Genomic DNA, 25,111 nt, shown 5'->3' with positions numbered 1-25,111 from the left:
TGCTGCATGTTCGAGACATCTGATTCGGGCACCGAGGAACCGCTGGGAGATGCCGGAGGCGCGGCGGACGGGGTGAGACTCGAGACGCTGGACGACGCGCTCGTCCTGCGGATAACCGGAGCTCTCGACCTCTCCCTGGCACCGAAGGTCCGCCAAGGGGTCGACCGCGCGCGGCGGCTGGCCGCCCCGGTACTGGTCATCGACTTGACCGAGGTCGACTTCCTGGCGTCGGCGGGGATGGCGGAGCTGGTGCGGGCCCATCGCCTCACGGGGTCGATGGCCGTACGGGTCGTGGCCGCCGGGCGGGTCACCCTGCGCCCGCTCGAGCTCACGCGACTGGCCGACGAGCTGGTGATCGTTCCCACGCTCTCGGCCGCGCTGGATCGCGTGTGACCGCTCAGAGCGGATTCGATGACCTGATCGACGCGCTACGCGGCGTTTTCGTCAGCAGCGAAGGCGACCCGGTCGAGGTCAAGACCCACCAGTTGGACGACGTTCAGCTGCGCCGCTTGACGGATGGTGACCCGGACCACGGTCTGGCCGTGGTCGTTCCCGGCGATGCCCTGCTGGACGAGCTGCTGCCGGGGTTGACGGTGTCCGCGGCCGTCGGCGTCGTCAGGCGTGGACACGGTGTGCTGATGTTCGCCACCGACCCGGTCGGCGATCGCCATCGGGCCCTGGTGGAGGGCGCCGGCCTGGTGACCGGCCCGATCGCCGGGCTGGTGCGGGAGCTGCAGGCCGAAGCGTCGGTCCTGGACCTGTTGCACTCGGTGGGACGGGAACTGACCGCTCAGCTCGACCTCGACCTCGACCGGATGGTGCAGGAAGCGGCCGACGCGGTCACGAAAGCGACGGGTGCCGAGTTCGGCGCGTTCGCTCCCACGTTCGACGGCGCCGGTACCTTCCGCAGCGCCGATATCACCCAGGACCCCCGGCCCGGCCGGAACCCGCCCTCCTACGGGATGCCGGAGGGTCACCTTCCGGTGTGCAGCTACCTCGCCGTCCCGGTGATCAGCCCGACGACCGAAGGGGTGCTGGGCGGCTTCTTCTTCGGCCACTCGCAGCCGGACCGCTTCACCGCGCGGCACGAGTTCCTCGCCGAGGGCATCGCCCGCTATGCGGCCATCGCCCTGGACAACGCGCGGCTGTACGAGCGCGAACGCACCCTGGTCACCGAGCTGTCACGCAGCATGCTGCCGGTCGTCCCCGACGTCGCCGGGGCGCACGTGGTGACGCGGTACCTGCCGGCGGCGATGGGGAGCAAGATCGGGGGCGACTGGTTCGACGTCATCCCGCTCGCGTCCGGCGCCACCGCGTTCGTCATCGGTGACGTCGTCGGCCACGGTGTCACTGCCGCCACCATCATGGGGCAGGTCCGCACCGCCATCCGGTCCTACGCGCTGCTCGAGCTGCCGCCGTCCGAGGTCCTGCGCAACGTCTCCCAGCTGACCGCCGGACTGGCCGAAGCCAGCTTCGTCACCTGCTTCTACGCCGTGCACGATCCCGGGCGGCGCACCCTCACCTACGCCAACGCCGGCCACCTCCCCGCCATCCTGATCAGGCCGCCGGGCGAAACCCACCAGATCGGGGAGGCACTGGCCCAGCCGCTGGGCGTGGGCGCCGAGTTCCCCGAACGGACGACGTCGTTCCCGCCCGGGGTCGACTTGGTGCTCTACACCGACGGCCTGGTCGAAAGCCGCACCCGGGACCTCACCGTCGGCATCGAATGGCTGCTAGACGGAATTTCCCGCGTACTCGACGCGGCCGACCTGGAGACGGCGTGGGACGAGCTGATCTCCGAGCTCACCCTCGGCCGCCACGACGACGACATCGCGCTCATCCACGTCCACCGGCACTTCGATGCCCCGGCGGCCGAATTCCACCAGCGTGCCGACGCCACCGTCGACCAGCTCGCGGGCCTGCGCAGCGGCTTGACCCGGTGGGCGGCGGCGCTGGGAATGAGCGCCGAGCGCCACGAAGACCTGGTCCTGGCCAGCTACGAGGCCATGTCGAATTCGGTCGAACACGCCTACCGCGACCACCCGCGACCCGGCGTCGTGGAGGTGCACGGCGAGCACCACCGCGGCGAGGTGACGGTGACCGTCACCGACTACGGCACCTGGAAGGCGCCGGACGCCACCAACACACTGCGTGGGCGCGGTCATCTGCTGATCGGCGCCTTGGCCGACCACGTCTCGACCGTCCAGCGGGACAACGGCACCACCGTCACCCTGACCTGGACCCTTCCCGGCACCCCCGGACAACCCGCAGCGGAATAGCCCCGGTGCCGCCCGTGGACGCCGATGCGGTGCCCGGCGGTCACACCGGGTCGTCGGAGGTGCCGGCGGGGGAGGCGATGCCGGTGTCGGCGCCGTTGTCGGCTTGGCGTTCGGTGCGACCGGTCCCGTGCCAGTCCAGGCACAGCACGGTGGCGTCGTCCTGCAGGTGACCGTGGCTGGCGTGCGTCACGGCCCTGGTCGTGGCCCGCACCAGCTCCCTGGTGTGCAGCCCGGCGGTCTGGCGGATCAGGGCGGGCAGGTCGGCGCCGGCGGCGTCGCGTTCGAGCATGCCGTCGGTGAGCAGCACCAGCCGGTCACCGGGGCGCAGGTCCAGCCGTTGCACCCGGTACCGGTACGGCCGGACGCCGAAGAGCAGGTCTCTCTCCAGCTCGATCGGCTCCACCGCACCGTCGCGCAGCAGCAGGGGTGGGGGATGTCCGGCGTTGACCAGCTCGACCCGGCCCGTCTGCAGTTTCACGCGCAGCAGCAGCCCGGTCGCCAGTGCCACCTCGCCGCCGTGGTCGAGCAGGGCCTGGTTGGCGTGCTGCGCCTGCTCGGCCAGGTCGCGACCGGCTCGGCGGGCGCCGCGCAGCGCCCCCACCAGCAGGGTCGCCGTCAGTGCCGAGGCCACTTCGTGACCGGCGGCGTCGGTGATCGACAGGTGCAGGGTGTCGCGGTCCAGGGCGTAGTCGTAGGTGTCGCCGCCGATGTCGTCGGCGGGCACCAGGGCTCCGGCGATGGTGAACTGGGCCGCCTCGCAGCAGGCGGCCGAGGGCAGCAGCTGGTGCTGGATCTCCGCGGCCAGGCTCATCGGCGTGGTGCGCCGGCCGGTGTGGTAATGGTCGGTGAAGCGGCGGTCGGTGACGATGACGTAGGCCAGCGCGTGCGCGGCCTGCCCCAGCTCGGCGAGCACTTCGTCGTCGCAGAAGGGCACGGTCGCCTCCAGGACACCGACGCAGTCGCCCCGGTTGGTCACCGGCAGCACCGCCCGCACCCCGGCGTCGTTCTCCTCCCGCCACGGCTGCTGGGTGCGCAGCACCCGCTCGTAGACGCTGTCCCGCAGGTCGACCGGCTCCGGGGCGCGCCCGTCCGGGTCCTGCGCGGTCGAAGCGAGGCGCACCAGGTGTTCCTCGACGAGGTCGACCAGCAGGAACGACACGTCGAAGGCGCCCAGCCGCTTCGCGAGATCGCGGGCGACGACTTCGACCGACTCCACGGGCGGCGCGGTCTCGGCGGCCGCCAGCACGTCACCCGGTCCCAACCCCACACCGCCCACGGCAACTCCGATCACCCGGAACCCAACCAATCAATAACATCATCACATCCGGCCGGACAGAAGCCCGCCGGCGACTCACGAACGGGGACCGCCGCGCCGATGCGGCCGCCGGCCGGCGTAACACCGCCCAACCCGATCACGACTTCTGCGTGCCAGGGCGAGCTGACCGGGAAGAGGGCGATGGAGCTGCAGCTGAAAGTCATCGGCGGGGCGGGCTCGTTGTACCGGTGGCTGCTGGCCGACCCCGACACGGCCGGGTTCGTCCGGGGCACGGCCGCCGTCGAGGCCGAGGAGGATCTGGGCGCGTTCGAGGTGATCAACACCCTCGTCGCCAACGCGGCCGCTCTGTCGAGCCTGGTGGTGTCCATCCTCGCGTGGCGCTCCCATCGCCGGGCCGGCACGGACGAGGTCCGGATCGAGCACCACGGCGTCAGCATCGTCGTCCGGGATCCGGCACCGGAAACCGTCGCGGCGATCACGGCCGCGCTTGCCGAACCGGTGGATGTGGACGGCGATCAGGCGGTCTGACCCGTGCCGGCCTTGGCGGACCCCGGATCGTCGCGCGCCCTGCTGGTGGGCTGCGGGAGGTACCGCCACCTGCGTGACGTGCCGGCCGTCGCCGCAGGCGTGCGGGGGTTGCAGGCGGCGTTGACCGATCCCCGGCTGTGGGGTTTGCCGCCCGCGCATTGCCCCACCCTGACCGACCCGCCTTCGGCCGGGGACGTGCTCGACCGCATCCGCGACACCGCGGCGGCGGCCACCGACCTGTTCGTCTTCTCCTTCGCCGGGCACGGGTTCATCGACCTGGAGTCCGACGAGCTGTTCCTCGCCCTGCCCGGCACCGACCGCACCCGGCCGTGGACCGGGCTGCCGTATGACTGGATCCGCCGCGCGCTGCGCCACCCCGGGGTCCGGGCGAAACGCAAGCTGATCGTGCTCGACTGCTGCTACAGCGGTGTCGCGCTCGGCGGGACACTGGCCGCGGACGCTGCCGACCACGCCGCGGTCGACGGCGTCTGCGTGCTGACCGCCAGCGCCGAAACCAGAACCGCGCTCGCCCCGCGCGGTGAACCCTTCACCGCGTTCACCGGGGAGCTGCTGACGACGCTGACCCGCGGTATCCCCGGCGGGCCGGCCATCCTCGACATCGACACCGTGTACACGCACCTGCGGGCCGGCTTGCGGGCCAAGGGCCGCCCGCTGCCGCAGCTGCGCAGCCGCAACGCCGGCACCCGGATCCCGCTCGTCCGCAACCTCGCCGGGCCGCCCCTGCCACCGGCCACCCGGCCCGGCCGGAAAGCCCGGGTCACGACGGCCGCCCTCCTGGCCACCACCCTGCTCACCGCGGCCGACACCGTGCCGCTCCCGGCGCCCTCGCCGCTGGTCGCGATGGTGGCCTGCCAGGGCAGCGAGCCGCTCGCCACGCCTGCCGAGCCGGTCACCCGCACCCCGGCCGTCGCGGCGGCCACGGCGTCGCTGGCCGGCCGGCCGACCTTGAACATCGGCACGATGTTCGCGCGGCCGGGCCTGGCGGAACGCTGTCCCGACGGCACTTTGCGCGGCTTCGACGTCGCGATCGGCCGGCTGGTCGCCGCCGACCTCGGATACCCGCCCGAGCGGGTCCACTGGCTGGACCTGGCCGCCGCGGAACGGCTCTCCGCCGTGCAGACGTCTCAGGTGGACCTGGTGGCCGGGAGCATGGCGATCACCGATTCCCGTAGGCGATACCTTTCGTTCGGCGGCCCGTACGAGAGGTCCGGCCTGTCCCTCATGGTCGCCGGCGCCACCACGTCCGTCGACGGCCGCGACTCGTTGCGCGACCCGGCCGTGACGGTTTGCGCGGCCGAGGGCAGCTCCGCGGTCGAGAACTTACGCCCGTACCTGGACAACCCCGCCCAGCTGCGCACCCGCCGCACGGTCGCCGACTGCCTCCAGCTGCTCCTGCAGGGCCGGACAACGGCGGTGAGCGCCGACCGGTCGGTCCTGCTCGGCTACCTCCTCGGCCTCGGCGCCAAGGCGAAGATCGTGGGCCCCGCGTTCGCCGACAGCTCCTACGGCCTCGCCGTGAGCAAGGACCGGCACGAGCTGGCCGAGGCGCTCGACGACATCCTCGAGCACAGCTACCGGGACGGCCGTTACCAGTCCGCCTGGCGTCACTCCCTCGGCAAGCTGCTGCCCGAAGTCACCACCGGTCCACCGATCGACCGGACCATCGGCTGATCCGAGCCCTGTCCCGGCCGGCGAATACGCGCCGGCAAATCGTGCGGTGGATGCCGTGGACGGCTGCGACGCCACCCGACGATGAGCAGGAAGACCGTGGACGCTGGTCTTGGTGTCCTTTGTGGAGGGTGGATGGGCCGGCGCGCCGGGCGGCGCGGGGTCAGGCGCGCAGGCCGTCGACGATCACGGCTACGATCCTGGCCGCCCGCTCGTCCCACTCGGCTTCGGGGATCCGCGACAGTGCCCCGAGCAGCAGGATGACGTCGCCGGCATCGACGCCGCCGCGGATCTCCCCGGCCGCCTTTCCCCGGTCCAGCAGCGTTTCGAGTGCTTCGTCGAGCCGGTGGTGGTGGCCGGAGTAGAGGTCTTGCCACACCGGGACCTCGATCGCCGCCATGACGCCGCGTTTGACGCGCGCGTACTCGACCAGCCGGTCCAGCCACCGGGCCAGCGCGTCGAGCGGGGAGTGCTCCGCCAGCAGGGGCGCCACGGTGTCGACGAGCTGGGTCAGCTCGGCCCGGTACACCTCCGCCAGCAGGTGCTCGCGCGTCGGGAAGTGCCGGTACAGGGTGCCCTGCCCGACGCCCGCGGCCTTGGCGACCCGGTGCAGCTTCAGGTCGTCGGTCGCGCCGTTGGACTCGCTCAGTTCCGCCCGCGCGACCTCGACGATCCGGTCGCGGTTCGCGACGGCGTCCGAACGGCGCTCTCGTCCGGCCACAGCACTCTCCTCGCATAAGTGGACAAGTGTCCGGTACAGTCGAGGTTATCCGGACACTTGTCAGCTTAGTGGAGGCAGCACGATGAACGAACTGGACAAGGTCGTCGCGATCACCGGCGCGAGCAGCGGGATCGGCGAAGCGACCGCGCGGGAACTCGCCGGCCGCGGCGCGGCGGTCGTGCTCGGCGCCCGGCGCACCGACCGGCTGCAAGCGCTTGCGCAAAAGATCCGCGGCGACGGCGGCCGGGCGGAAGTGCTGGACGTCGACGTGACGCGGCGCGCCGACCTCGAGCGGCTCGTGGCGCTCGCCGTCGACCGCTTCGGCCGCCTCGACGTCCTGGTCGGCAACGCCGGCGTCGCCCGGATCGCGCCGGTGGCCGACCTGGACGTCGACGCCTGGGACGCGATGATCGACGTCAACCTCCGCGGCGTCCTGCACGGCATCGCCGCCGCGCTCCCGGTGTTCCGCGCGCAGGGCCGCGGTCACTTCGTCACGACCGTCTCGACGTCGGGGCTCAAGATCGTCCCGACGCAAGCCGTCTACGCGGGGACCAAGAACGCCGTGCGCACGCTGCTGGAGGCGCTGCGCCAGGAGTCCACCGACGGTGTGCTGCGCACGACGTCGATCTCGCCGGGGTTCGTGCGCACCGAGCTGGTCGACTACGTCGAGGACCCCGCGCAGCGTGAGCAGGTCCAGCGGGCGATGGCGACGCTCGGCATCAGCCCGGACGCCGTCGCGCGGGCGATCGCGTTCGCCATCGAGCAGCCGGACGACGTCGAGATCGGCGACCTGACCATCCGGCCCACCCGGCAAGGCTGAGGCCGGCCTTCGGCAGCTCGCCGAGGGTGCTCACGCGAGCATCCGCATGCCTCCGAACAGCAGCACCAGGAACGCGCCGATGCCGAAGCCGACCAGGAGAGCGCCGCCGACGCCGGCTCGCAGCCGGACTCCCGCGTAGGCCAACCCCAGGCACAGCATCATCCAAGCGCCCACCGAGGCGATGCTCAGCATCATGGTGGAGCCCAGTTCGAAGGCGACTTTCGCGCCGCCCGCCACGAACAGGGCGGAAACGATGACGATTCCCGCCGGCACCAATCGTTTCCGGGCAGGATGACCGATCGGCGCTGGTGCTGGATGAGTACTGGTCATGGCGACCTCCTCGTCGGATCGCCTCATCGTCGCACCGTTTGCGCCCGGAGATCCTTACCGCGCGGTTACCGGCATCCGGGTCGGGCTCAGGCCTTGTGCTGCATGCTCGACCGGGCCGGGTTGCCCTGGTCGGCGGCCTTCGGGTCCTTCTCGTCCTGCTTGGCCCGGACGCCGGACTCGATGCGGTCGCCGAGGTCCTTGTCGACGTTGCGCCAGTATTCGAACGCGCGCGCCAGCACCGGCTCGGAGACGCCGTTGAGCAGGTGCCCGACGACGTTGTCGACCAGCCGGCCGCGCTGGTCGTCGTCGAGCACCTCGCGGACCATCGTCCCGGCCTGGCCCCAATCGTCGTCGTCCTTGCGCAGCGTGTACGCCGTGCGGACCATGTCGCCGTCGGTGTGCCAGCCCGCCGGCTGCCCGTAGCGGGCGGGGTCGGCGTGCGGGCCGCCCTTCGAGTTCGGTGCGTACACCGGGTCGGCGACCTTGGTGTAGCGCATCGCCCCGTCCTTGCTGTAGCTGTGCACCGGCGCGACGGGGGCGTTGACCGGCAGCTGCTTGTAGTTCGCGCCGATCCGGTAGCGGTGCGCGTCCGGGTAGGAGAACAGCCTGCCGAGCAGCATCTTGTCCGGGCTCGCGCCGATCCCCGGCACCAGGTTGCTCGGCTCGAACGCGGCCTGCTCGATCTCGGTGTGGTGGTCGGTCGGGTTGCGGTCGAGCGTCATCCGGCCGACGTCGAGCAACGGGTAGTCGCCGTGCGGCCACACCTTCGTCAGGTCGAACGGGTTGAAGCGGTAGGTCTTGGCGTCGTCGAACGGCATGACCTGCACCTTCAGCGTCCAGCTCGGGTGGTCGCCGCGCTCGATCGACTCGTACAGGTCGCGCGTGTGGTAGTCGGTGTCGGCCGAGGCCATCTGGTCGGCTTCGTCCTGGGTGAAGCACTCGACGCCCTGGTCGGTCTTGAAGTGGTACTTGACCCAGAAGCGTTCACCCGCGTCGTTGACCCACATGTAGGTGTGCGAGCTGTAGCCGTTCATGTGCCGCCAGGTGCGCGGGATCCCGCGGTCGCCCATCAGCCAGGTCACCTGGTGCGCCGACTCCGGCGACAGCGTCCAGAAGTCCCACTGCATGTCGTGGTCGCGCAGGTTGTTGTCGGCCCGGCGCTTCTGCGAGCGGATGAAGTGCTGGAACTTCATCGGATCCCGGACGAAGAAGACCGGCGTGTTGTTGCCGACCATGTCGTAATTGCCTTCGCTGGTGTAGAACTTCACCGCGAATCCGCGCGGGTCGCGCCAGGTGTCCGGGCTGCCGCGCTCGCCGGCGACTGTCGAGAACCGGACCAGCAGGTCGGTCTTCGTGCCCGGCTGGAACACGGCTGCCTTGGTGTACGCGCTGACGTCACCGGTCGTCTCGAACCGCCCGAACGCGCCGCTGCCCTTCGCGTGCGGCTGCCGCTCGGGAACGCGTTCGCGGTTGAACTGCGCCATCTGTTCGATGAGGTAGTTGTCGTGCAGGAGGATCGGCCCGTCGGGACCGACGGTGAGGGAGTGCTCGTCGCTTTCGACCGGGATGCCCGCGTCGGTGGTGGTCGGTTCGGGACGGATCTGCGTCACTGTTCTCCTCCATCACGGCGACCGTGCACACCCGGCCGCGTTCACCTGCCCAATCGTGATCGCTTACCCGATCTCGCCCGGTTCTAATCTTGGCGGCGAGCGGTGACCTCGGCGACGAAGTTGGCGGCGACGTCGCGCAGTTTCCTGTTCTGCTCCTGCGACGCCTTGACGAGCAGGTCGAACGCGTCGTGGGACTGGATGCTGTGCAGGGCCATGAGGATGCCCTTCGCCTGATCGATCACCGCGCGAGAAGTCAACGCGGTGCGCAGCTGCCCCATGGTCTCGCGGGCGGCTTGGTGCCGGCGGGTGCTGCGCAGCGCGGATTCGGCGGCGGCGGTGTAGAGGTCCAGCAGGGCTGCGTCGAGCGCGCCGAAGCTGTTGCCGCCGGTGTCGTACAGGTTGAGCGAACCGTGGTACTGGTGGTCGACGAACAGCGGGGCGGACAGGTAGGCGACGACCGAGCATTCGTCCGCGGCAGCGGCGAACTCGGGCCACTGTTGTGCCGCCTCGGTCACCCTGACGCGCTGGAGTTCGCCGGTCCGGGCGGCTTCCAGGCACGGCCCCCGGCCGGCGTCGTACTGCGCCTGATCGATGTGGTGCGCGCTGTCACCGGTCGCTGTCGCTGTGTAGGGGGAGCCGTCGCGGAGCAGCGTGATGCTGGCGATTTCCGCGTCCGGTACCGCGTGCATGACCTGCCGGCACACTCGCTGCAGCACCACCAGCAGTTCCTCTTCCTCCGCGAAGGTGCCGGCCAGGCGATCGAGCGCGTCGGTGACGTCGTCCACTCTCCGTGCGGCGTCCCGCTCGTACAGCAGGTTGTCTTCCATGTGGTGCTCCATCGAGGTGGGGACGGGAGTCCGGGACAACAGTAGATGTTGCCGGGCGGCTCGGCAGGAGCGGAGAACCAGGTCGGCGATCCGGGCCGCGGCGGCGCCGATCGCGTGACGATAGATCGGGCAATCCACCTGAATATTTCGTCGGTGAAGGCGCTCCCGATCCTTTCCGGGCTGCTCTTCGGGATCCGAAGGATGGCGATTCATTTCACCTCCGACTTCTCCATCGGGCACCGGCGCGCCAGGCTGATACCGCGCCGGTCGCGCGGTCGGAGCCGCGGGCCCGCCGGCGGCGGTTCGCCACCGGCTTCGAGAGACCGGAGCGGGCATGGGCGAGCCTGGCCGCCGCGGCCGCGATCCCGGCGTTCGCGACGGCGTTCGCCAGCCCGTGGGGACTGCTCGTGCCCGCCGTCCTCATCGCCGCGTCCATCGCGGGGGACAGCGGGATGTACCGCTTCGTCCGCCACCAGCGCGGCGCGGTTTGGCACCGGTCGCCCCGGGGTACTACTGCTCTCGTAATGCAACCAGTTTCGAGGTGAGAGCGGTGAAGGAAGCGCGGTCGCGGTGTCCGATCAACCTGTCGCTGGAGATCTTCGGCGACCGGTGGACGCTGCTCGTCCTGCGTGACGTCGTTTTCGGCGGGGCGCGGCACTTCCGGGAGCTGCTCGGCGGTGAGGAACGGATCTCGTCGAACGTGCTGGCCGACCGGCTCGCCACGCTCGTCGAGCACGGGCTGCTCACCCGGGCCGGGGACGCGTCGCACAAGCAGAAGGTCACCTACAGCCTGACCGAACGCGCGATCGACCTCGTCCCGATGCTCGCGCAGCTCAGCGCCTGGGGAGTGCGGCACCTGCCCGTGGCCGACGCCTACGCGGCTCGCGCGGACGTGCTCAACGCCGGCGGTCCGCCGCTGTGGGAAGCCTTCATGGACGAACTGCGCGAGACTCACCTCGGCACCCGCCGCGGGGAGGTGCCGGACGGCCCGACCGTCACCGAGCGCCTCGATGCCGCCTACGCGGCATCCGCGACCGACCGAACGGAGTGACGATGGAAACCCGGCTCGACGAACGGTTCAGCGATCCCGGCTCCGCGGCCACCGGCTGGGCCGAAACCACGCGGGCGCTGGAAGAGGCCCAGATCAGCTGGCTCACGACCGTCCGTGCCGACGGCCGCCCGCACGTGACACCGCTGGTCGCGGTGTGGCTGGACGGGGCGGTCCACTTCGGCACCGGCACAACCGAACAGAAGTACCTCAACCTCACGGCGAACCCGAACGTCGTGCTGACCACGGGCCGCAACGCCTGGGACGATTCCCTGGACGTGATGGTCGAGGGCGCGGTCCGCCGCGTCACGGGCCGCTCGAAGCTCGAACAGCTCGCCGCGGCGTGGCGGCAGAAGTGGGACGGCAGCTGGGCTTACGAGCCGACCGACAACGGGTTCCGCCTGGGTGACCACGACGTCGCGGTCTTCGCCGTCGAGCCCGCGAAGGTCCTGGTCTTCGGCCGGCAGCGGAAGGAGCCCTCGGAGCCGCCGACGCATTCCACCGTGGAGTTCACCCACACCAGCCACCGCCCCTGACAGGTCAAGCCCGGCCGGCGACGGCGTCCTCGAGCAACGCCTCGACCGTCTCACGGGCCACGCCGTCGGTATGCGCCTCACTCGCGTTGGGTTCTTCGTCGTGGTCCTGAGCCGCCGGTCGTGCTCGAGCCTGGCGCCATCGTGACCACTCCGATGTTCCGCGCCTGGACCACGGCATCGGCGGTTCCCGACAGGTCGTTGCTATGCGCTCCCGCACCGGCCTGCGCCCCTGGAACTGCGGATTCGTCCTCGGGTCGGCCGAGGTGGACCTCGTCTGCCTCGGCGTGAGCGTCGTCGCCCACCGCTGCCGACCCGATGTTCACCGTGCCACCGAATACCTGGAAACCCTTGTTCATCCCAAACCCCTCGGCATCACGTTGTCGCTTTGGTCTTTTGAGGATTGTTCCGCTGGGTCGCCCGCGCCTGGTCACCCACCGCGAGGGCTCCGATGTTATTCGTACCGTCGAATTGAATGATGCCCTGATTGAGTATCGCGGCCTGCCGGGAGTGGAGTTCGTCCGTGTTGACGCCGTGTCCCTTGAGGAACAGGATCAGTGCTTCCAGAGTGTGCCGTTCGATGAGCTTGAAGTGCCGCTCGGCGTCGTTGGCCTGGAACCTGTTGGCGTAGTCGCCGGTGGCGGCGAATTCCCGCACCGAGAAGTCTGTTCCGTAGTCGAACTGCAGGTCGTGCAGTGCGTCTCGGCTCTGCCGACGGCTGGCGTGAAGGTCCTTGAGCAGGGTGAAGCTATCGAGCAGCCAGAAGGGTGCGGCGAAGAACGGCTTGATCCAGCCGGCGAAAGCCGATGCCACCTCGCTGTCCGTGAAGTCGCCGAATCCGACTTTTCTGGTAGTACGTTCGTCCATGCGCAGTGCCGGATGGAGCGGCGGCAGCACCGTGCGCTCGCACTCTGCGTAGAGCATGTGGTCATCGACAAGGAACCGCAGGAATGTGCTGGTAGCCAGTCCGCTTCGCTCCGACCGCAGATGGGCCACGAGATAGCAGCGCGCCGAATCGTCCACCTGGTTCGTCATCGTGGTGATCTCTTCCCGGCCCACTTCGAGAACCGGCGGCGCTTTTCGATCGGGGAGGAGGGCGTCGTGATCGTCGGACAGGTGCCCCTCGACGAACAACCGCTCTTGCACGTACAGGCCGGACAGTGTGGAGCGGGGGTCACCGGCCGCGGTCCCTGCGAGCACGTCCCGGAGGTGCGCCACCAATTCGGTCCCGGTGAACTGGCGAATCGCCCGGCCGCTGCCGTTCGTCAGCTCGGTGGAAGGCAGCAGCGGCAGGGCGAAAGACCACCCGCCGACCGGCACGCCGTGGCCGACGAACGGCCGGTGCCCCGAGAACAATGTCACGTTGCCCCGTTGGGCGCGTTCGATCGACTCGACACGCTCCTCCATCCATCGGCGCGGTGGCCGAGGTGCACCGAGGTCGGTCCGGAATCGTCCCCGCCGCAGCCGGTCGAAGACAATCTTCTTTACCAGGATGCGGTGCTGCACTGCCAGCACGGCGGCCGCCACACCGCCCAGCGGCGCGTAGGCCGGTGCGATGAACAGCACCGATATGGTTGCCGCCAGCAGCACGGTGGACAGTGCCCAATAGATGCGGTGGTAAAGCAGGGCGGTGAGGCAGTGCCGGAGGACAATCGTAAGGTCGACACCCGGAGTGGGAGCGACTGGTCGAAGCCGATCACGCAACAGCCTGCTCAGCACCTCGCGAGCGAACCTGCCGTCCAGGTACGGCGCCCCGCACAGGGCGCGAGTGATTTCGGTAGGATCGGCTGACGTGGGACCCGCCGCGTCAGCCGGGTCACCATTCTCGCTCCGCGCATTCATCCTGAGCCAATCCGGATCGTCGTCACCACTCGTTCGAACAACTCCAGTTTGTCGAACGAGTCGGGGACGCAGTGCGATTCAGGAGATTTCCCCCGATTGGACCACGCACTTCGATCTTCGCGAGAGCGTCCGGCATCGGCCACTGAGCCGGGCGCATTGGATCGGTGACGCTTTCGCCGATGTGGGTTTCGCCGACGCCGAACCGGTGCACCAGCGAGCCCGGCGGTCAGGCCGGTGGTTTCGGCGTCAGGTACCGGAGGCCGTGTCCCGCAGTCGGCGGGGCGCGCGGTACCGATCGATCCACCCGCCCCGCCGACGACCTGCCCACCGGGCGCGGAAAGCCGGCAGCTGTTAAGAATTCTCCAGCCGGCTGCCGCGTCGCCAGACCGCTCGGGTGTTGAGCGTGTCGCCGATGTTCGTCGTGGGGTCGCCGTCCACGAGCAGCAGGTCGGCGCGGAGTCCTTCGGCGATGCGGCCTCGGTCGCCGAGGCCGAAGCGGCGGGCTGTGGTTGCCGTCGCGGCGCGCAGTGCCTGGGCGGGCGTCAGGCCGGCGGTCACGAGGTACTGCAGTTCGTGGTGCAGGCTGGCTCCGTGGGCCAGGCCGCCGAAGAAGGTTTCGGCCATGGAAGCGTCGGTGCCGGCCAGCAGGTCCACGCCCGCCGCGGCCAAGGCCGCTACGGTCTCCAGGACGTCCTCGAGCTTGCCCTGGGGGTAGCGGTTGTAGCTCGACCGCAGCGTCTCTTCCCACTTGTCGTCGAGGCGGCGGGCGACCCGGGGGTCGTCGGCCAGGGTGCTGCCGGTGATGCCCATCATCGACGCGTCGAGGCTGACGCACGGGACGACGAACATCCCCGACCCGGCGATCAGGTCCACGATTTCCGTGGTGTGCGGGCGGTCCATGAACACGTGCACGACACCGTCGATCCCGGCTTCGGCGGCCATGCGGGTGGCGTCGAGGGTCAGGGTGTGCGCGACGGTGAGGGCGCCGTACTTCTTGGCCTCGGCGACGCCCGCGGTGAGCGTGGCCTGGTCGAGCATCGGCAGCCCGGGGTGTCCTTCGACGCTGCCGTCGTCGACCATGAACTTGATGTAGTCGGAGCCGCGCGCCAGGAGCTGCGGGATGTACGCGGCCGCCTGGTCCGGGGTGGTGGAGAACGGCATCAGGGGCATCACCGGCGGCAGGTCGCCGGCCGGCCGGAACCCTTCGGGCATGAGCTCGCTGGGGTGACCGCCGGGTGGGGTGATGCCGAAGCCGGCCGACCGGACGTCGGCGACGGTGTCGTCTTCGGTGATGTGCGCGCGGTTCTCGCGGGTGTTCATGCCCTGCATCTCCAGTTCGGTGGTGACGCCGAACCGCAGGGCCAGTGCGAGGGAGCCGGGGCTCGAGTGGACGTGCGCGTCGATCAGCCCGGGCAGCAGGGTCGCGCCCCGGCCGTCGACGACTTCGGCGCCGTCGGGTACTTCGCCGCCGACCTGGCGGATCTTCCGGCCGTCGAGGACGACGGTCTGCACTCCCAGCGTCTTCTCCCCGTCGAACACCCGGGCACCGGTGATGGCAGTGGTGGCCATGGCGGCCTCGCTTTCTCGCTCACAGTTACATACCTGATGCTATGCAGTTTGGCTCTGGTATGCAAATGCGGGGGGTACTACGATCCGGAAGATGACCGACGAGGACGCCCTGCTGGACCAGATCGGCCCGGCGCTGTCGCGGTTGCGCCGGCGTGTCCCGGCGTCGAGCCGTGACGTGTCCCGCAACCTGGTGCTGAACGTGGTCGCCGACGTCCCGGGGGAGCTGACGGTCGGCGGGCTCGCCGCGGAGATGGGCGTCGTGCAGCCGGTGGCCAGCCGATCGGTGGCGGCCTGCATCGCCGACGGCCTGCTGCGGCGGGCGGCCTCCCAGGCCGACGGCCGCCGGACGGTGCTCGAGCTCACCGAACGCGGCGAGGCCGAGCGAACCCGGTTCGCCGCCGAGCAGCGCGCGGCCTTCGAGGGCATCACCGCCGGGTGGTCGCCGGAGGAACGCACCCAGTTCGCGCGGCTCCTCGTCCGCTACACCACCGACGCCGGCGCTTGGTCCCGCCGCCGGGCGGAAAAAGAGCAGTGAGCCGCCCGCTCACCGGTTGCCCACCACCCGGCTCGGCTCGTCGCCGGGCCCGGTGGCGGCAGCGCGGGTGACGAGCCGCCCGAAGAGCGGGATGATCAGGAATTTCAGCAGGCCGTAGCCGGTGGCGGGGATCGCGATGACCGGGTCGGCGAGCACCGCGATGGCCACGGTCGTCGCCAGGGTTTCGTTGTGCGTTGGTCAGGCAGAACACCGCGGTCAGCAGCCCGGCCCGCGCCAAGTATCCGGCGAGGTTGGCCGACTGCAACCACAACGTCCCCGGTCTTACCGATCACCCTGTTGACCGGTCTGTTCGGTTGTTGTCGTTCAGGGACTGAACGACGACTCTGAACAGGATCGGCTCACCGGGTGCACCCCCACCGAACTTCGGACCCACCTCCGGCAGTTCGGATTTCTACAAGCCCGACCCGTCCGTCGCCCGATAACGCCAAGGTCGCCTGGACCAACTCCGTCGGCCGCGTTCGACTGGGCTGAAGGCAAGGCACTGTTCGCGATGCTCGGCCCGGAGGAGAAGAGGGATTCGGCTGTTCGGGCGACCATCTGCGAATGCGCGTGGGAATCAAGGGCACTTGCTGAGTCTTTGCCGTCTCGAGTCAGGCCGACGAGCGCCCTGCCCGACCGGAGGGTTCTGGGTTCGAGTCCAAGCGGGGGGTCTTCCAGACGAGAGAAGCCCAGGGGCGGCGGCCTGGGCTTCTCTGCGGACGCAGCGTCTGGCATCCCCACGTCCGGCGGGCTCCGCCATCAGGCCGGGCGCTCTGAGCTGCGCTTTGCAGAAACCTTGCAAGCGGTTCACACGATCGGCCGTCCACCCTGGTGCCAGTGCGCAACAAACGATTCACGAGAGGGGAACCGACAATGGAAACCAGGGGAATGGCCCGCAGATTCGCCGGCGCCGGAGCAGCGGCGGCCTTCGCCGCGACGCTGCTGGCCGGCGTCGCTACCGGGGCGCAGGCCGCCGGAGCTGCCACCACTGACACCGCGACGCAGGGCGAGTTCGGCGCCTCGGCCGTGTCGCGAATCCTGTACGCCAGCGACCACCGCTTCTGTGTGGACGCCTGGCCTGGAGACGTCGTGCAAACGATGTTCTGCGACGGCACGCCGACCCAGAACTGGGACAACTACACGGCGGGCAAGTTCAGGAACGTGGGCAACGGGCGTTGCCTCGGCTCCGATGGCGCGGTCGTCTTCACCACGGCTTGCACGTCTCCGTCCACCAACTGGACGACCACGTCCGGCTCGCCGAAAAAGTTCACGCACGTGGCGACCGGCAAGTGCATGCACGGCTATCCCGCAGCCGTGGAACGCGTCGTCGTGGTGGAGTGCTCGGGAGCCACGCGGTGGAGCACTCTCGTTTGATCACGACCTGGACGGGCCGTCGGCGCACCTGCGCCGGCGCCCTACCGGGTGGGCGGGACACGACCAGCGCACCGCCACCGCCCTCCTCGAGGCCGCCGAGCATGCTCTCCAGCACTCCGGCCCGGACGGCATCCCCGTCCGCGGCACAGCGTCGGACGTCGGCACGACCACCCGCGCCGTCTACAGCCTCTTCGGCTCCAAGCAAGGCCTCCTCGCCGCGCTCGCGGCCCATGCCTTCGACCTGCTGCGCGAGGGAATGGAGCAGTTCCCCGAGACCCCGGCACCGGGCGACGACCTCATCGAAGCCGGCCTGGTCATCCGCCGCCTCGCCGTCGAGCACCCCGCGCTGTTCCACATCGTCTTCCAGAACCGCGCCGACCTCACATCCGTAGCGAGCCCACCGTCCACACCGCCTCCATGAAGGCCCTCGCCATCCTCAAAGACCGGGTGGCGCGACTCGGCACGGCGGGCCTGACGACCGACGAGGCCGCCCTCTATTTCCGCGCGCAATGCGACGGCCTCGCCGGCCTCGAACTCGGCGGCGCCATCCCGGCCGAAGAGGGGGAACGCCTGTGGTGTGCCGGGCTGGCCACGCTGATCCGGGGCCTGAACGGGGCATGAATCGTGCAGGCAGCGCGCGAGAGCGGGCGAATCCCCTACGGACCTCCTGAAAGCCCGCGGATCCGCCCGCTGCGACGCACCCGGCTACTTGAGGTAGCCGGCGAGGCCGATCTGCTGATCGCGCAGTGCCTTGGCGACGACCCGCGCGATCTGGTCCGCGCCCGCGGCTTCGAAGTGCGTGTGGTCGTTGCAGAAGAACGCGCCCACGGCGCCCTTGCTGTAGTCGCCGTTGTTGGGGCACAGCTTGAGCGTGTTGTAGAGGGTGTAGCTCAGCTTGTGCAGGTCGATCACGGGCGCTCCGGTGGCGGCGCCCGCGGCCGTCGTCGGGGACAGGAATCCCCGGTTTCCGACCGCCGTGCTGCCGCTGCAGGTGATCGCCGCGACCGGGGTCAGCAGCACCGGGTGGGCACCTCGGCTCTTCGCCGCGTTCGCCATCGTGGTGAGCAGGCTCTGGTAGCGGGCCGTGCCGACGTGGCGTGGGCAGTTCGGATCGCTGTCGTTGATGCCGAACTGGATGAACAAGTAGTCGCCCGAGTGCATCCCGTTCGCGGGATCGAGCATGTCCAGCCAGCGCTGGGCGTAGGTGTTCGGGCTCACCACGCATTCTCCGGCGGAGTTCTTGGTGCCGGTCACGTTCGATTCGTAGAGCCACGTCTGGATGCTGCGACCCGACACGGCTTTGTTGACCACGGTCACCTGGTCGTTGAACAGCGGGTCGAACCTGCTGCCCCAGCCGACCGGACACGCCGACTTCGGATCCGCCATGGTCGAGTCGCCGGCGAGCCAGACCTTGACCGGGGTCGCTGCCGTGGCGTTCGACCCCGCCGGGCGCGCCGCGCAACTCGGTGCGGCGGACGCGACTGCCGGAACAGCGCCCGTCGACACCAGTGCCGCGATCACCGTCACGAGCGTGAGAATGAGCTTTCGCATAGCGGTCTCCGTTCTGGCGGTGTCGGGCTACCGGAAGCCGTCCATGATGGCGGTGGGCTTGCGGGTGGCGGCGTCCCAGGCGACATTGGCGTAGCCGGTGAACGGCGAATAGCCCTCCGGCTCCCAGTAGAACAACCCCTGCCCACCGGTGCTCTTGAGGGCGTTGAGGTAGGCCACCAGGGAAGCTTTCGTGGCGGACACCTTGCTCACCGGGCCGCCGAACTCGCTCTGCAGGAACGGTTTCCCGTACTGGTCGGAGATCTTCTTCATGTTCGCCACGATGCCGGAGGCCAGGCTCGCGCTGCCGTAGGAGGAAAAGACCGACATGTCCCACTTGCCGCCGTTGCCGGCGTAGCGGCTGAAGAAGGTCTGCATCGAGTCCCACTTCTGCGGCTGGGCGAGGTGGATGCACACGGTGGTGCTCGGCGACACCTGCTTGACCTGGTTGTAGGCGGCGTTGAGCAGGCCCGTCATCTGGGCTCCGTTGGAGACGCTGCCGACCGGGCGGCAGATGCCGCTGTTGATCTCGTTGCCGATCTGCACCCACGTCGGGAGGACGTCGTTGCTCTTCATGACGTTCATGGTCTGGTTGACGTAGGAGTTCATGGCCGACAGCAGCTGGCTGTAGCCCAGGTTCTTCCACGCCGCGGGCGGGTTCTGCACGCCGACGGAGTTCCAGGTGTCGCCGAACATGTAGTCCAGCATGATGGACATGCCCGCGGCCTTGACCCGCTTGGCGAAGGCGGCGACCTCGGTGATGCCGCAGTGACCGTTGGCCGGATCGCTGGGCGGGTTGACGAAGGTGCGCAGCCGGATGGCGTTGATGCCGTAGCCCTTGAGGATGGTCAGCAGGTCCTGGCTCTGCCCGCTGGAATTCTTCCAGGTGTAGCCGTGGGCTTCCATTTGCGGTGCCCAGCTGATGTCGGCGCCCTTGACGAAGGCAGCCGCGGCGGCCGTCGCCTGCGTCGCGGTACTCGCGCCCAGTGCGAGCGCGCCCACACCCGCGGCGGCGCCGAGCAGCACGCTGCGGCGTCCCAGCGGAGACGATCCGAATTCCGGCCCTTGGTTCACGGGGAACTCCGTTTCGTGCGTGGTCATCCGATCTCCCTTGATCGACGACGAAGCCGCGGTGCCATGATAGCGCTTTCAGAGAGAAGGCCGACAACGCTTCGACTAATTCGAAGTCGGCGCGCTGAACGTTCACGGAAACCGGGCGCGAGAGCCTTGCGACGTGCTCCGTTGTGCGGTTCCATTTCCAGGAACCATGCGCCGCCGAGCCGCCACGTGGAAGGGGACAGTCCCGTGATCGCCAAGCCGCCGGGGCATCCGGATGACGACGCGTTCGTGCCATCCCGCCGGTCGTTCCTGCGGGGGCTGGCCGCCGTGGGGGCGTTGCCGCTGACCCCGGCCTTGCTCGCCGCCGGGCCGGCCTCCGCCGCGGGCGACGGCTTTCCCTTGGTCACGGGCGGCGTCGCCGCCGACGTGTTCGTGGACGCGGGCGACGACGTGGCGGTCCGCCGCGTGGCCGGTGACCTGCAAGCGGACGTCGAGCGGGTCAGCGGGGTGCTGCCCATCCTGACGAACCGCACCGCCGGGCTGTCCCGTGCGGCGGTGCTGATCGGCACGATCGGCCACAGCCCGGTCATCGACAAGCTCGTCGCGTCCGGCCGCCTCGACGTGGCCGAGGTCGCCGGGCGCTGGGAGGCCTCGGTGACCCAGGTCGTCGAGGCGCCCATGGCGGGCGTCGACCGCGCGCTCGTCATCGCCGGAAGCGACCGGCGCGGCACCGTCTACGGCGTGTACGACCTGTCCGAGCGCATCGGCGTCTCCCCGTGGTACTGGTGGGCCGACGTGCCGGTGCCGCACCGGGACACGGTGACCCTGCCGCCGGCCACGGAGAAGCGGCGCGAGCCGGCGATCCGGTACCGCGGCATCTTCCTCAACGACGAGGACAACCTGTCGCAGTGGGCGTACCGGACGGCGGAGCCCGGCAAACACATCGGGCCGGTGACCTACACCCGGGTCTTCGAGCTGATGCTGCGGCTCAAGGCGAACTACCTGTGGCCGGCCATGCACCCCGAGTCGGACCACTTCAACAAGTACCCCGACAACGCCCGCCTGGCCCACGAGTACGGCGTCGTCGTCGGGTCCAGCCACCCGGAAGCGTTGCTGCGCAACAACGTGCACGAGTGGCAGCCGTGGGCGGACGCGCACCGCAACGCGGACGGGAGCCTCCCGGAGTACGACTACACGGTGAACCCGCAGACGATCCTGGACTACTGGCGGGCCCGCGCGAAAGCCAACGCCCGGTACGAAAGCGTCTGGACCGTCGGCATGCGCGGCATCCACGATTCGGGCCTGGTCACCAAGAACGCCAAGACCACGGCCGAGCGGGTCGCGGTGATGAACGACATCCTCACCCAGCAGCGCCGGATCCTGGCGGAAGAGGTCGGCGCCGTGCCGCAGATCTTCATCCCGTACAAGGAGGTGCTCGACCTCTACAACGCCGGGGTGCGGGTGCCCGACGACGTGACGCTGATCTGGCCGGACGACAACCACGGGAACCTGCGGCAGCTGCCCACGGCGGCCGAGCGGCAGCGCTCCGGCGGCAACGGCCTGTACTACCACCTCTCGTACTGGGGAGCACCGAAGAGCTACCTGTGGCTGGACACCACGGCGCCCGCCAAGATCTGGCAGGAGCTGCGCCGGGCGTACGACAACGGGGTCCGCCACACCTGGATCGTCAACGTGGGTGACCTGAAGTCGCAGGAGACCGGGCTGTCGTTCGCGATGGCGCTCGCCTGGGACATCGACCGGTGGCGCGCGGAGGACGTCCAACCCCGGCTGGCCGAATGGGCCGGTCGCCAGTTCGGCGCCGCGTACGCCCGGGAGATCGCCGAGATCCGGCAGGGCTACTACGAGCTGGCCGCGGCGCTGCGCCCCGAGTTCATCCAGAGCGGGGTCTTCTCCCTCGTCCACCACGGCGACGAGGCGGATCGGCGGATGACGGCGTACCGGAGCCTGATCGACCGCGCCGAGGTGGTGGGCCGGCAGCTGCCGGCGGCCTACCAGGACGCCTTTTTCGAGCTGCTGCTGTATCCGCTGACCGGCGCGTACCTGATGAACCTGAAGTTCGTGTGCGCCGACCGCAACGCGCTCGCCGTCAAGCAGGGCCGCGGGGCCGGGGTGAACGTCTTCGCCGACCTCGCCGAGCGGGCCCAGGCCGACGAGGAGGCGCTGACCCGCCGCTACAACACCGCGATCGCCGGGGGCAAGTGGAAGGAGATCATCAACCCGTACCCGGCCAACGTCCCCAAGGCACCGCGGGTGCCCGCCGTGACCAGACGGACCCGGACCGGCGCGGTGGGTCTCGGCGTGGCCGCCGAGGGCAACGAAACCGGCGTCGCCCGGCCCTTGACGTTCTCTTCGTACCCCCGGAACCGGCGATTCATCGACGTCTTCAACACCGGCTTCGCGTCACTGACTTGGCAGGCGGCCCCCAGCCACTCCTGGGTGCAGATCAGCACCACGAGCGGGATCACCCCCGACGAGGCGCGGATCTGGGTCAGCATCGACTGGGCCGCCGCCCCGCCGGGCGTCAGCAGCCCCGAGGTGCGCATCACCGGCGCGGAGACCACGGTGACCGTGCCGCTGCAGGTCGTCAACGACGGCGAGCGGGGCCGGGCGACCGGTTTCGTCGAGGCACTCGGTTACGTGTCGATCGAGGCCGAGCACTACGACCGGCTGGTGCCCCGGTCCGGGGCGACCTGGCAGACCGTTCCCGGCCTCGGCCGGTCCGGCGCGGCGGTGATCGGGGTGCCGTTCGACGCGCCGCGCCTCGACGGCGACAGCCGTACTGTGGCACCCGAGCTGCAGTACAACGTGCGCTTCGCCACGGCCGGCACTTTCCCGGTCACGGTGTACCGGCTGCCCTCTCTGGACGAACGCGGCACCCGCCGGCTCGCCATCGGCCTCGATGCCGGCGCCCCGATCCTGCTCAAGGGCACGGGGGTCACGTCCGCCACCGCCGCGTGGTCGCGCAACGTGGTCGAGGGCATCGAGAAGCTGACCACGAGCATCACCGTGGACCGGCCGGGCGAGCACGTCCTCAAGCTGTGGATGGTCGACCCGGCGAACGCCGTCGACCAGATCGTCATCGACACCGGCGGGCTGCCGGCGAGCTACCTCGCCCCACCGGAAAGCTTCCACCCCGCCTTCAACCCGAACCCCGGCCGGTGAGCGTGACCGTGCTCGCCCCGTTCGCGTGCGCTTCGCGTCCGCCCGCTTCGAGACTCCACGGACCCGGAGCGTTCTCGGTGCTGGCCAGGACATCGTCGCCGTCACGCCGAATCCGGAACGTCGCGGCAGTTCCCGATCCACCGGGCACCGTCACCTCGCCGTCGTACCCGTCGGGCAGCTCGAAGCAACGCAAAACCACCCCCTCCGCCCAGGCGTACTCGGGCCGGTCGCTGCGGGAGCCGACCGGGAGGACGGTCCCCGGGCGGACGAGGAGCGGCAGCGAGCCGAACGGGTGCACCTCCCGGACCCAGCGTGGGCCGTGGACCCTGCGTCCGTCGAGCAGGGAGGTCCACGTGCCTTCCGGGACGTAGTACTCGACAGCTCCTTCGCCGTCGAACACCGGGGCGACGAGGAGTGCGTCGCCGAGCATGTACTGGGTGTCGGCTTCGTGGCCACCGCGGTCTTCCGGCAGCTCGAGCACCAGCGGCCGCATCATCGGCACGCCGGTGGTGTGTGCTTCCTCGGAGAGACGCCCCAGGTACGGCATGAGCGACAGCTTGAGGTGCGTGAACCGGCGGGCGACGGCCACCGCCTCGTCGTCGAAGGCCCAGGGCACCCGGACCGACGTCGAACCGTGCAGCCGCGAGTGGCTGGAAAGAAGGCCGAACGCGAGCCAGCGCTTGAACACGCCGGGATCGGGCGTGCCCTCGAAGCCGCCGATGTCGTGCGACCAGTACCCGAACCCGCTCATCGCCAGGGACAGCCCGCCGCGCAGCGACTCGGCCATGGAGGCGTACGTCGATTCGCTGTCACCGCCCCAGTGCACGGGCAGCCGCTGGCCACCGGCGGTCGCCGAACGGGCGAACACCACGGCTTCACCGGCCCCGCGGCGCCGCTCCAGGAGCCGGAACACGGCTTCGTTGTAGAGCTGGGCGTAGTAGTTGTGCATCTTCCGGGGATCGGAACCGTCGTGCCAGACGACTTCGGTGGGGATCCGCTCGCCGAAGTCGGTTTTGAAGCAGTCCACACCCTGGTCGAGGAGCCGCTCGAGCCGGCTCAGGTACCAGGCGGTGGCGTCGGGGTTGGTGAAGTCGACCAGTCCCATGCCGGCTTGCCACTGGTCCCACTGCCAGACTCCGCCGTCCGGGGTGTGCACCAGGTAGCCCTTCGCGGCACCCTCCTCGAACAGCGCGGAACGCTGGCCGAGGTACGGGTTGATCCACACGCACACCTTGAGGCCCCGCTCGTGGAGCCGGGCGAGCATGCCCTCCGGGTCGGGGAACGTGCGGGAGTCCCATTCGAAGTCGCACCACTGGTATTCGCGCATCCAGAAGGAGTCGAAGTGGAACACGCTCACGGGCAGGTCGCGCCGGGCCATCCCGTCGATGAACCCGGTGACGGTGCTTTCGTCGTAGCTGGTGGTGAACGACGTCGACAGCCACAGGCCGAACGACCACGCGGGAACCCGGGCGGGCCGGCCGGTCAGCGCGGTGTAGCGGGTCAGGACCTCCTTGGGTGACGGCCCGGCGATCACGTAGTACTCCAGTGCCTGCCCGGCGACCGAGAACTGCACCCGCGAGTTCACCGCCGAACCCACCTCGAACGACACGTTCTCCGGGTGGGCCACGAACACGCCGTAGCCCCGGTTCGACAGGTAGAAGGGAACGTTCTTGTACGCCTGCTCGCTCGCGGTTCCCCCGTCTTCGTTCCACGTGTCGACCACCTGGCCGTTCTTGACGAACGCCCCGAAGCGCTCGCCCAGCCCGTAGATCCGCTCGCCGGGCCGGATGCTCAGCTGCTCGTGCACCCAGGCGCCGGCGGGTACCCCGTGGCCGCCTTCGGACGACATCACCCCGACGGACTTCCGCAACGACGAGGTCGCGACCCGGCCGTCCTGTTCGAAGTCGACCTGCCAGCTCTTTCCGCGGCCGACCCGCACCACGAGGCCCTGGGCGTCGAGGACACCGGCTTCGTCGTCGACGGTGATCAGCGGGCGGAACCCGTCGGCGCCGGTCACCGTGAACCGCGGCCCCCGGCGGAGTGCCCCGGTGTGGTGCTCGGCGCGGACCTTGACCACTCCCGGGGCCGGCGCGGAGTACGTCAGCGTGACCATCGGCCGGCCGATCGTGTTTCCCCGGCGCTCGACGTGGGCCGTCGGGGCGTAGACCGTCATGGTCCCGGCCTGTTCGTCGACGCGGATGTCGTCGACTTCGACCGCGTAGAGCGGATCGACGCCCTTGCGGATCAGCCAGTGACCGTCGGTGAACTTCATGCGTGGTCTGCTCCTTCGGAGGACCTGGTCGCTACCGCCGTCGTGGCGGAGGGCCGACGTCGGCCGTG

At 69.8% G+C, this 25,111-nt stretch carries 23 protein-coding genes; 12 read left to right on the top strand and 11 right to left on the bottom strand.

Annotated features, from left to right (window positions below; genetic code table 11):
* Positions 1 to 6: 6 nt before the first annotated feature.
* Both AB0M30_RS13110 and AB0M30_RS13105 read left to right on the top strand, forming a co-directional pair.
* A complete protein-coding gene (locus tag AB0M30_RS13110) occupies positions 7 to 393 on the top strand; it encodes an STAS domain-containing protein (protein ID WP_364583549.1) in 387 nt (128 codons plus the stop codon).
* Entirely contained in the window at positions 390 to 2,279 is a 1,890-nt protein-coding gene (locus AB0M30_RS13105) for a SpoIIE family protein phosphatase (protein WP_364583547.1), read from the top strand. Before AB0M30_RS13110 ends, AB0M30_RS13105 begins: the two co-directional genes overlap by 4 nt.
* A 40-nt stretch (positions 2,280 to 2,319) precedes the next feature.
* Here the strand turns inward: AB0M30_RS13105 and AB0M30_RS13100 are convergent, their stop codons facing one another.
* Positions 2,320 to 3,546: a PP2C family protein-serine/threonine phosphatase gene (locus AB0M30_RS13100; protein WP_364583544.1), complete on the bottom strand. Its 1,227-nt coding sequence runs from the start codon at positions 3,544 to 3,546 to the stop codon at positions 2,320 to 2,322.
* 189 nt (positions 3,547 to 3,735) lie between these two features.
* Here AB0M30_RS13100 and AB0M30_RS13095 point away from each other — a divergent pair, with 189 nt between their 5' ends.
* A complete protein-coding gene (locus AB0M30_RS13095; protein ID WP_364583541.1) occupies positions 3,736 to 4,083 on the top strand; it encodes a hypothetical protein in 348 nt (115 codons plus the stop codon).
* 3 nt (positions 4,084 to 4,086) lie between these two features.
* Positions 4,087 to 5,775: a transporter substrate-binding domain-containing protein gene (locus AB0M30_RS13090; RefSeq protein ID WP_364583537.1), complete on the top strand. Its 1,689-nt coding sequence runs from the start codon at positions 4,087 to 4,089 to the stop codon at positions 5,773 to 5,775.
* A gap of 160 nt (positions 5,776 to 5,935) precedes the next feature.
* On the opposite strand, the gene AB0M30_RS13085 is transcribed toward AB0M30_RS13090, so the two are convergent.
* Positions 5,936 to 6,493 carry a TetR/AcrR family transcriptional regulator gene (locus tag AB0M30_RS13085; protein ID WP_364583535.1) on the bottom strand — a complete coding sequence of 186 codons (558 nt, stop codon included), beginning with the start codon at positions 6,491 to 6,493 and terminating at the stop codon, positions 5,936 to 5,938.
* An 82-nt stretch (positions 6,494 to 6,575) separates the two neighbouring features.
* Between AB0M30_RS13085 and AB0M30_RS13080 the strand changes: the two genes are divergently transcribed.
* Positions 6,576 to 7,313: an SDR family oxidoreductase gene (locus AB0M30_RS13080; RefSeq protein WP_364583532.1), complete on the top strand. Its 738-nt coding sequence runs from the start codon at positions 6,576 to 6,578 to the stop codon at positions 7,311 to 7,313.
* Positions 7,314 to 7,343: 30 nt separating this feature from the next.
* Here the strand turns inward: AB0M30_RS13080 and AB0M30_RS13075 are convergent, their stop codons facing one another.
* From AB0M30_RS13075 to AB0M30_RS13065, 3 genes are all read right to left on the bottom strand, one after another.
* Positions 7,344 to 7,670, bottom strand: a complete 327-nt coding sequence (locus tag AB0M30_RS13075; protein ID WP_364583529.1) for a hypothetical protein — start codon at positions 7,668 to 7,670, stop codon at positions 7,344 to 7,346.
* A 59-nt stretch (positions 7,671 to 7,729) separates the two neighbouring features.
* Positions 7,730 to 9,253, bottom strand: coding sequence for a catalase (locus tag AB0M30_RS13070; RefSeq protein ID WP_364583527.1), 1,524 nt, complete (start codon positions 9,251 to 9,253; stop codon positions 7,730 to 7,732).
* Between the two features lie 83 nt (positions 9,254 to 9,336).
* On the bottom strand, positions 9,337 to 10,080 hold the full coding sequence (locus AB0M30_RS13065) for a GAF and ANTAR domain-containing protein (RefSeq protein ID WP_364583524.1): 744 nt from the start codon (positions 10,078 to 10,080) through the stop codon (positions 9,337 to 9,339).
* Positions 10,081 to 10,630: 550 nt separating this feature from the next.
* On the opposite strand from AB0M30_RS13065, the gene AB0M30_RS13060 reads away from it, so the two are divergent.
* Together AB0M30_RS13060 and AB0M30_RS13055 are read left to right on the top strand one after the other, a co-directional pair.
* Complete coding sequence (locus AB0M30_RS13060; RefSeq protein ID WP_364583523.1) at positions 10,631 to 11,131, top strand: helix-turn-helix domain-containing protein; 501 nt, start codon at positions 10,631 to 10,633, stop codon at positions 11,129 to 11,131.
* 2 nt (positions 11,132 to 11,133) lie between these two features.
* Positions 11,134 to 11,664 (top strand): pyridoxamine 5'-phosphate oxidase family protein, encoded by a 531-nt coding sequence (locus AB0M30_RS13055; protein ID WP_364583521.1) that lies wholly within the window; start codon positions 11,134 to 11,136, stop codon positions 11,662 to 11,664.
* Between the two features lie 372 nt (positions 11,665 to 12,036).
* Here the strand turns inward: AB0M30_RS13055 and AB0M30_RS13050 are convergent, their stop codons facing one another.
* A complete protein-coding gene (locus tag AB0M30_RS13050; RefSeq protein WP_364583520.1) occupies positions 12,037 to 13,380 on the bottom strand; it encodes a hypothetical protein in 1,344 nt (447 codons plus the stop codon).
* Positions 13,381 to 13,854: 474 nt separating this feature from the next.
* A complete protein-coding gene (locus tag AB0M30_RS13045) occupies positions 13,855 to 15,072 on the bottom strand; it encodes an amidohydrolase family protein (RefSeq protein WP_364583518.1) in 1,218 nt (405 codons plus the stop codon).
* 91 nt (positions 15,073 to 15,163) lie between these two features.
* Here AB0M30_RS13045 and AB0M30_RS13040 point away from each other — a divergent pair, with 91 nt between their 5' ends.
* Positions 15,164 to 15,607 (top strand): MarR family winged helix-turn-helix transcriptional regulator, encoded by a 444-nt coding sequence (locus AB0M30_RS13040; protein ID WP_103336523.1) that lies wholly within the window; start codon positions 15,164 to 15,166, stop codon positions 15,605 to 15,607.
* 9 nt (positions 15,608 to 15,616) lie between these two features.
* Here AB0M30_RS13040 and AB0M30_RS13035 read toward each other — a convergent pair whose 3' ends face one another.
* Positions 15,617 to 15,775 carry a hypothetical protein gene (locus AB0M30_RS13035; protein ID WP_364583516.1) on the bottom strand — a complete coding sequence of 53 codons (159 nt, stop codon included), beginning with the start codon at positions 15,773 to 15,775 and terminating at the stop codon, positions 15,617 to 15,619.
* A gap of 705 nt (positions 15,776 to 16,480) precedes the next feature.
* Between AB0M30_RS13035 and AB0M30_RS13030 the strand changes: the two genes are divergently transcribed.
* The 3 genes from AB0M30_RS13030 to AB0M30_RS13020 all read left to right on the top strand — a co-directional run bounded on the left by AB0M30_RS13030 (position 16,481) and on the right by AB0M30_RS13020 (position 17,602).
* The gene (locus AB0M30_RS13030; RefSeq protein ID WP_364583513.1) at positions 16,481 to 16,981 is read left to right on the top strand and encodes a ricin-type beta-trefoil lectin domain protein; all 501 of its coding nucleotides are present in this window, start codon (positions 16,481 to 16,483) and stop codon (positions 16,979 to 16,981) included.
* A 256-nt stretch (positions 16,982 to 17,237) separates the two neighbouring features.
* Entirely contained in the window at positions 17,238 to 17,402 is a 165-nt protein-coding gene (locus AB0M30_RS13025) for a hypothetical protein (RefSeq protein WP_364583510.1), read from the top strand.
* Positions 17,399 to 17,602: a hypothetical protein gene (locus AB0M30_RS13020; protein WP_364583508.1), complete on the top strand. Its 204-nt coding sequence runs from the start codon at positions 17,399 to 17,401 to the stop codon at positions 17,600 to 17,602. Before AB0M30_RS13025 ends, AB0M30_RS13020 begins: the two co-directional genes overlap by 4 nt.
* 84 nt (positions 17,603 to 17,686) lie before the next feature.
* Here AB0M30_RS13020 and AB0M30_RS13015 read toward each other — a convergent pair whose 3' ends face one another.
* On the bottom strand, positions 17,687 to 18,532 hold the full coding sequence (locus tag AB0M30_RS13015) for an SGNH/GDSL hydrolase family protein (RefSeq protein WP_364583505.1): 846 nt from the start codon (positions 18,530 to 18,532) through the stop codon (positions 17,687 to 17,689).
* A gap of 27 nt (positions 18,533 to 18,559) precedes the next feature.
* A complete protein-coding gene (locus AB0M30_RS13010) occupies positions 18,560 to 19,630 on the bottom strand; it encodes a glycosyl hydrolase 53 family protein (protein WP_364583503.1) in 1,071 nt (356 codons plus the stop codon).
* 204 nt (positions 19,631 to 19,834) lie between these two features.
* Here AB0M30_RS13010 and AB0M30_RS13005 point away from each other — a divergent pair, with 204 nt between their 5' ends.
* The gene (locus AB0M30_RS13005; RefSeq protein ID WP_364583502.1) at positions 19,835 to 22,771 is read left to right on the top strand and encodes a glycosyl hydrolase 115 family protein; all 2,937 of its coding nucleotides are present in this window, start codon (positions 19,835 to 19,837) and stop codon (positions 22,769 to 22,771) included.
* On the opposite strand, the gene yicI is transcribed toward AB0M30_RS13005, so the two are convergent.
* Positions 22,749 to 25,043 carry an alpha-xylosidase gene (yicI, locus tag AB0M30_RS13000; protein ID WP_364583500.1) on the bottom strand — a complete coding sequence of 765 codons (2,295 nt, stop codon included), beginning with the start codon at positions 25,041 to 25,043 and terminating at the stop codon, positions 22,749 to 22,751. The genes AB0M30_RS13005 and yicI overlap by 23 nt on opposite strands.
* Positions 25,044 to 25,111 lie beyond the last annotated feature (68 nt).

Origin of the sequence: Amycolatopsis sp. NPDC051716 (assembly GCF_040681595.1) — a bacterium.
Taxonomy (GTDB): domain Bacteria; phylum Actinomycetota; class Actinomycetes; order Mycobacteriales; family Pseudonocardiaceae; genus Amycolatopsis.
The sequence above is the reverse complement of the archived record's forward strand: the minus strand, read 5'-3'. Positions and strand labels throughout refer to the sequence as shown.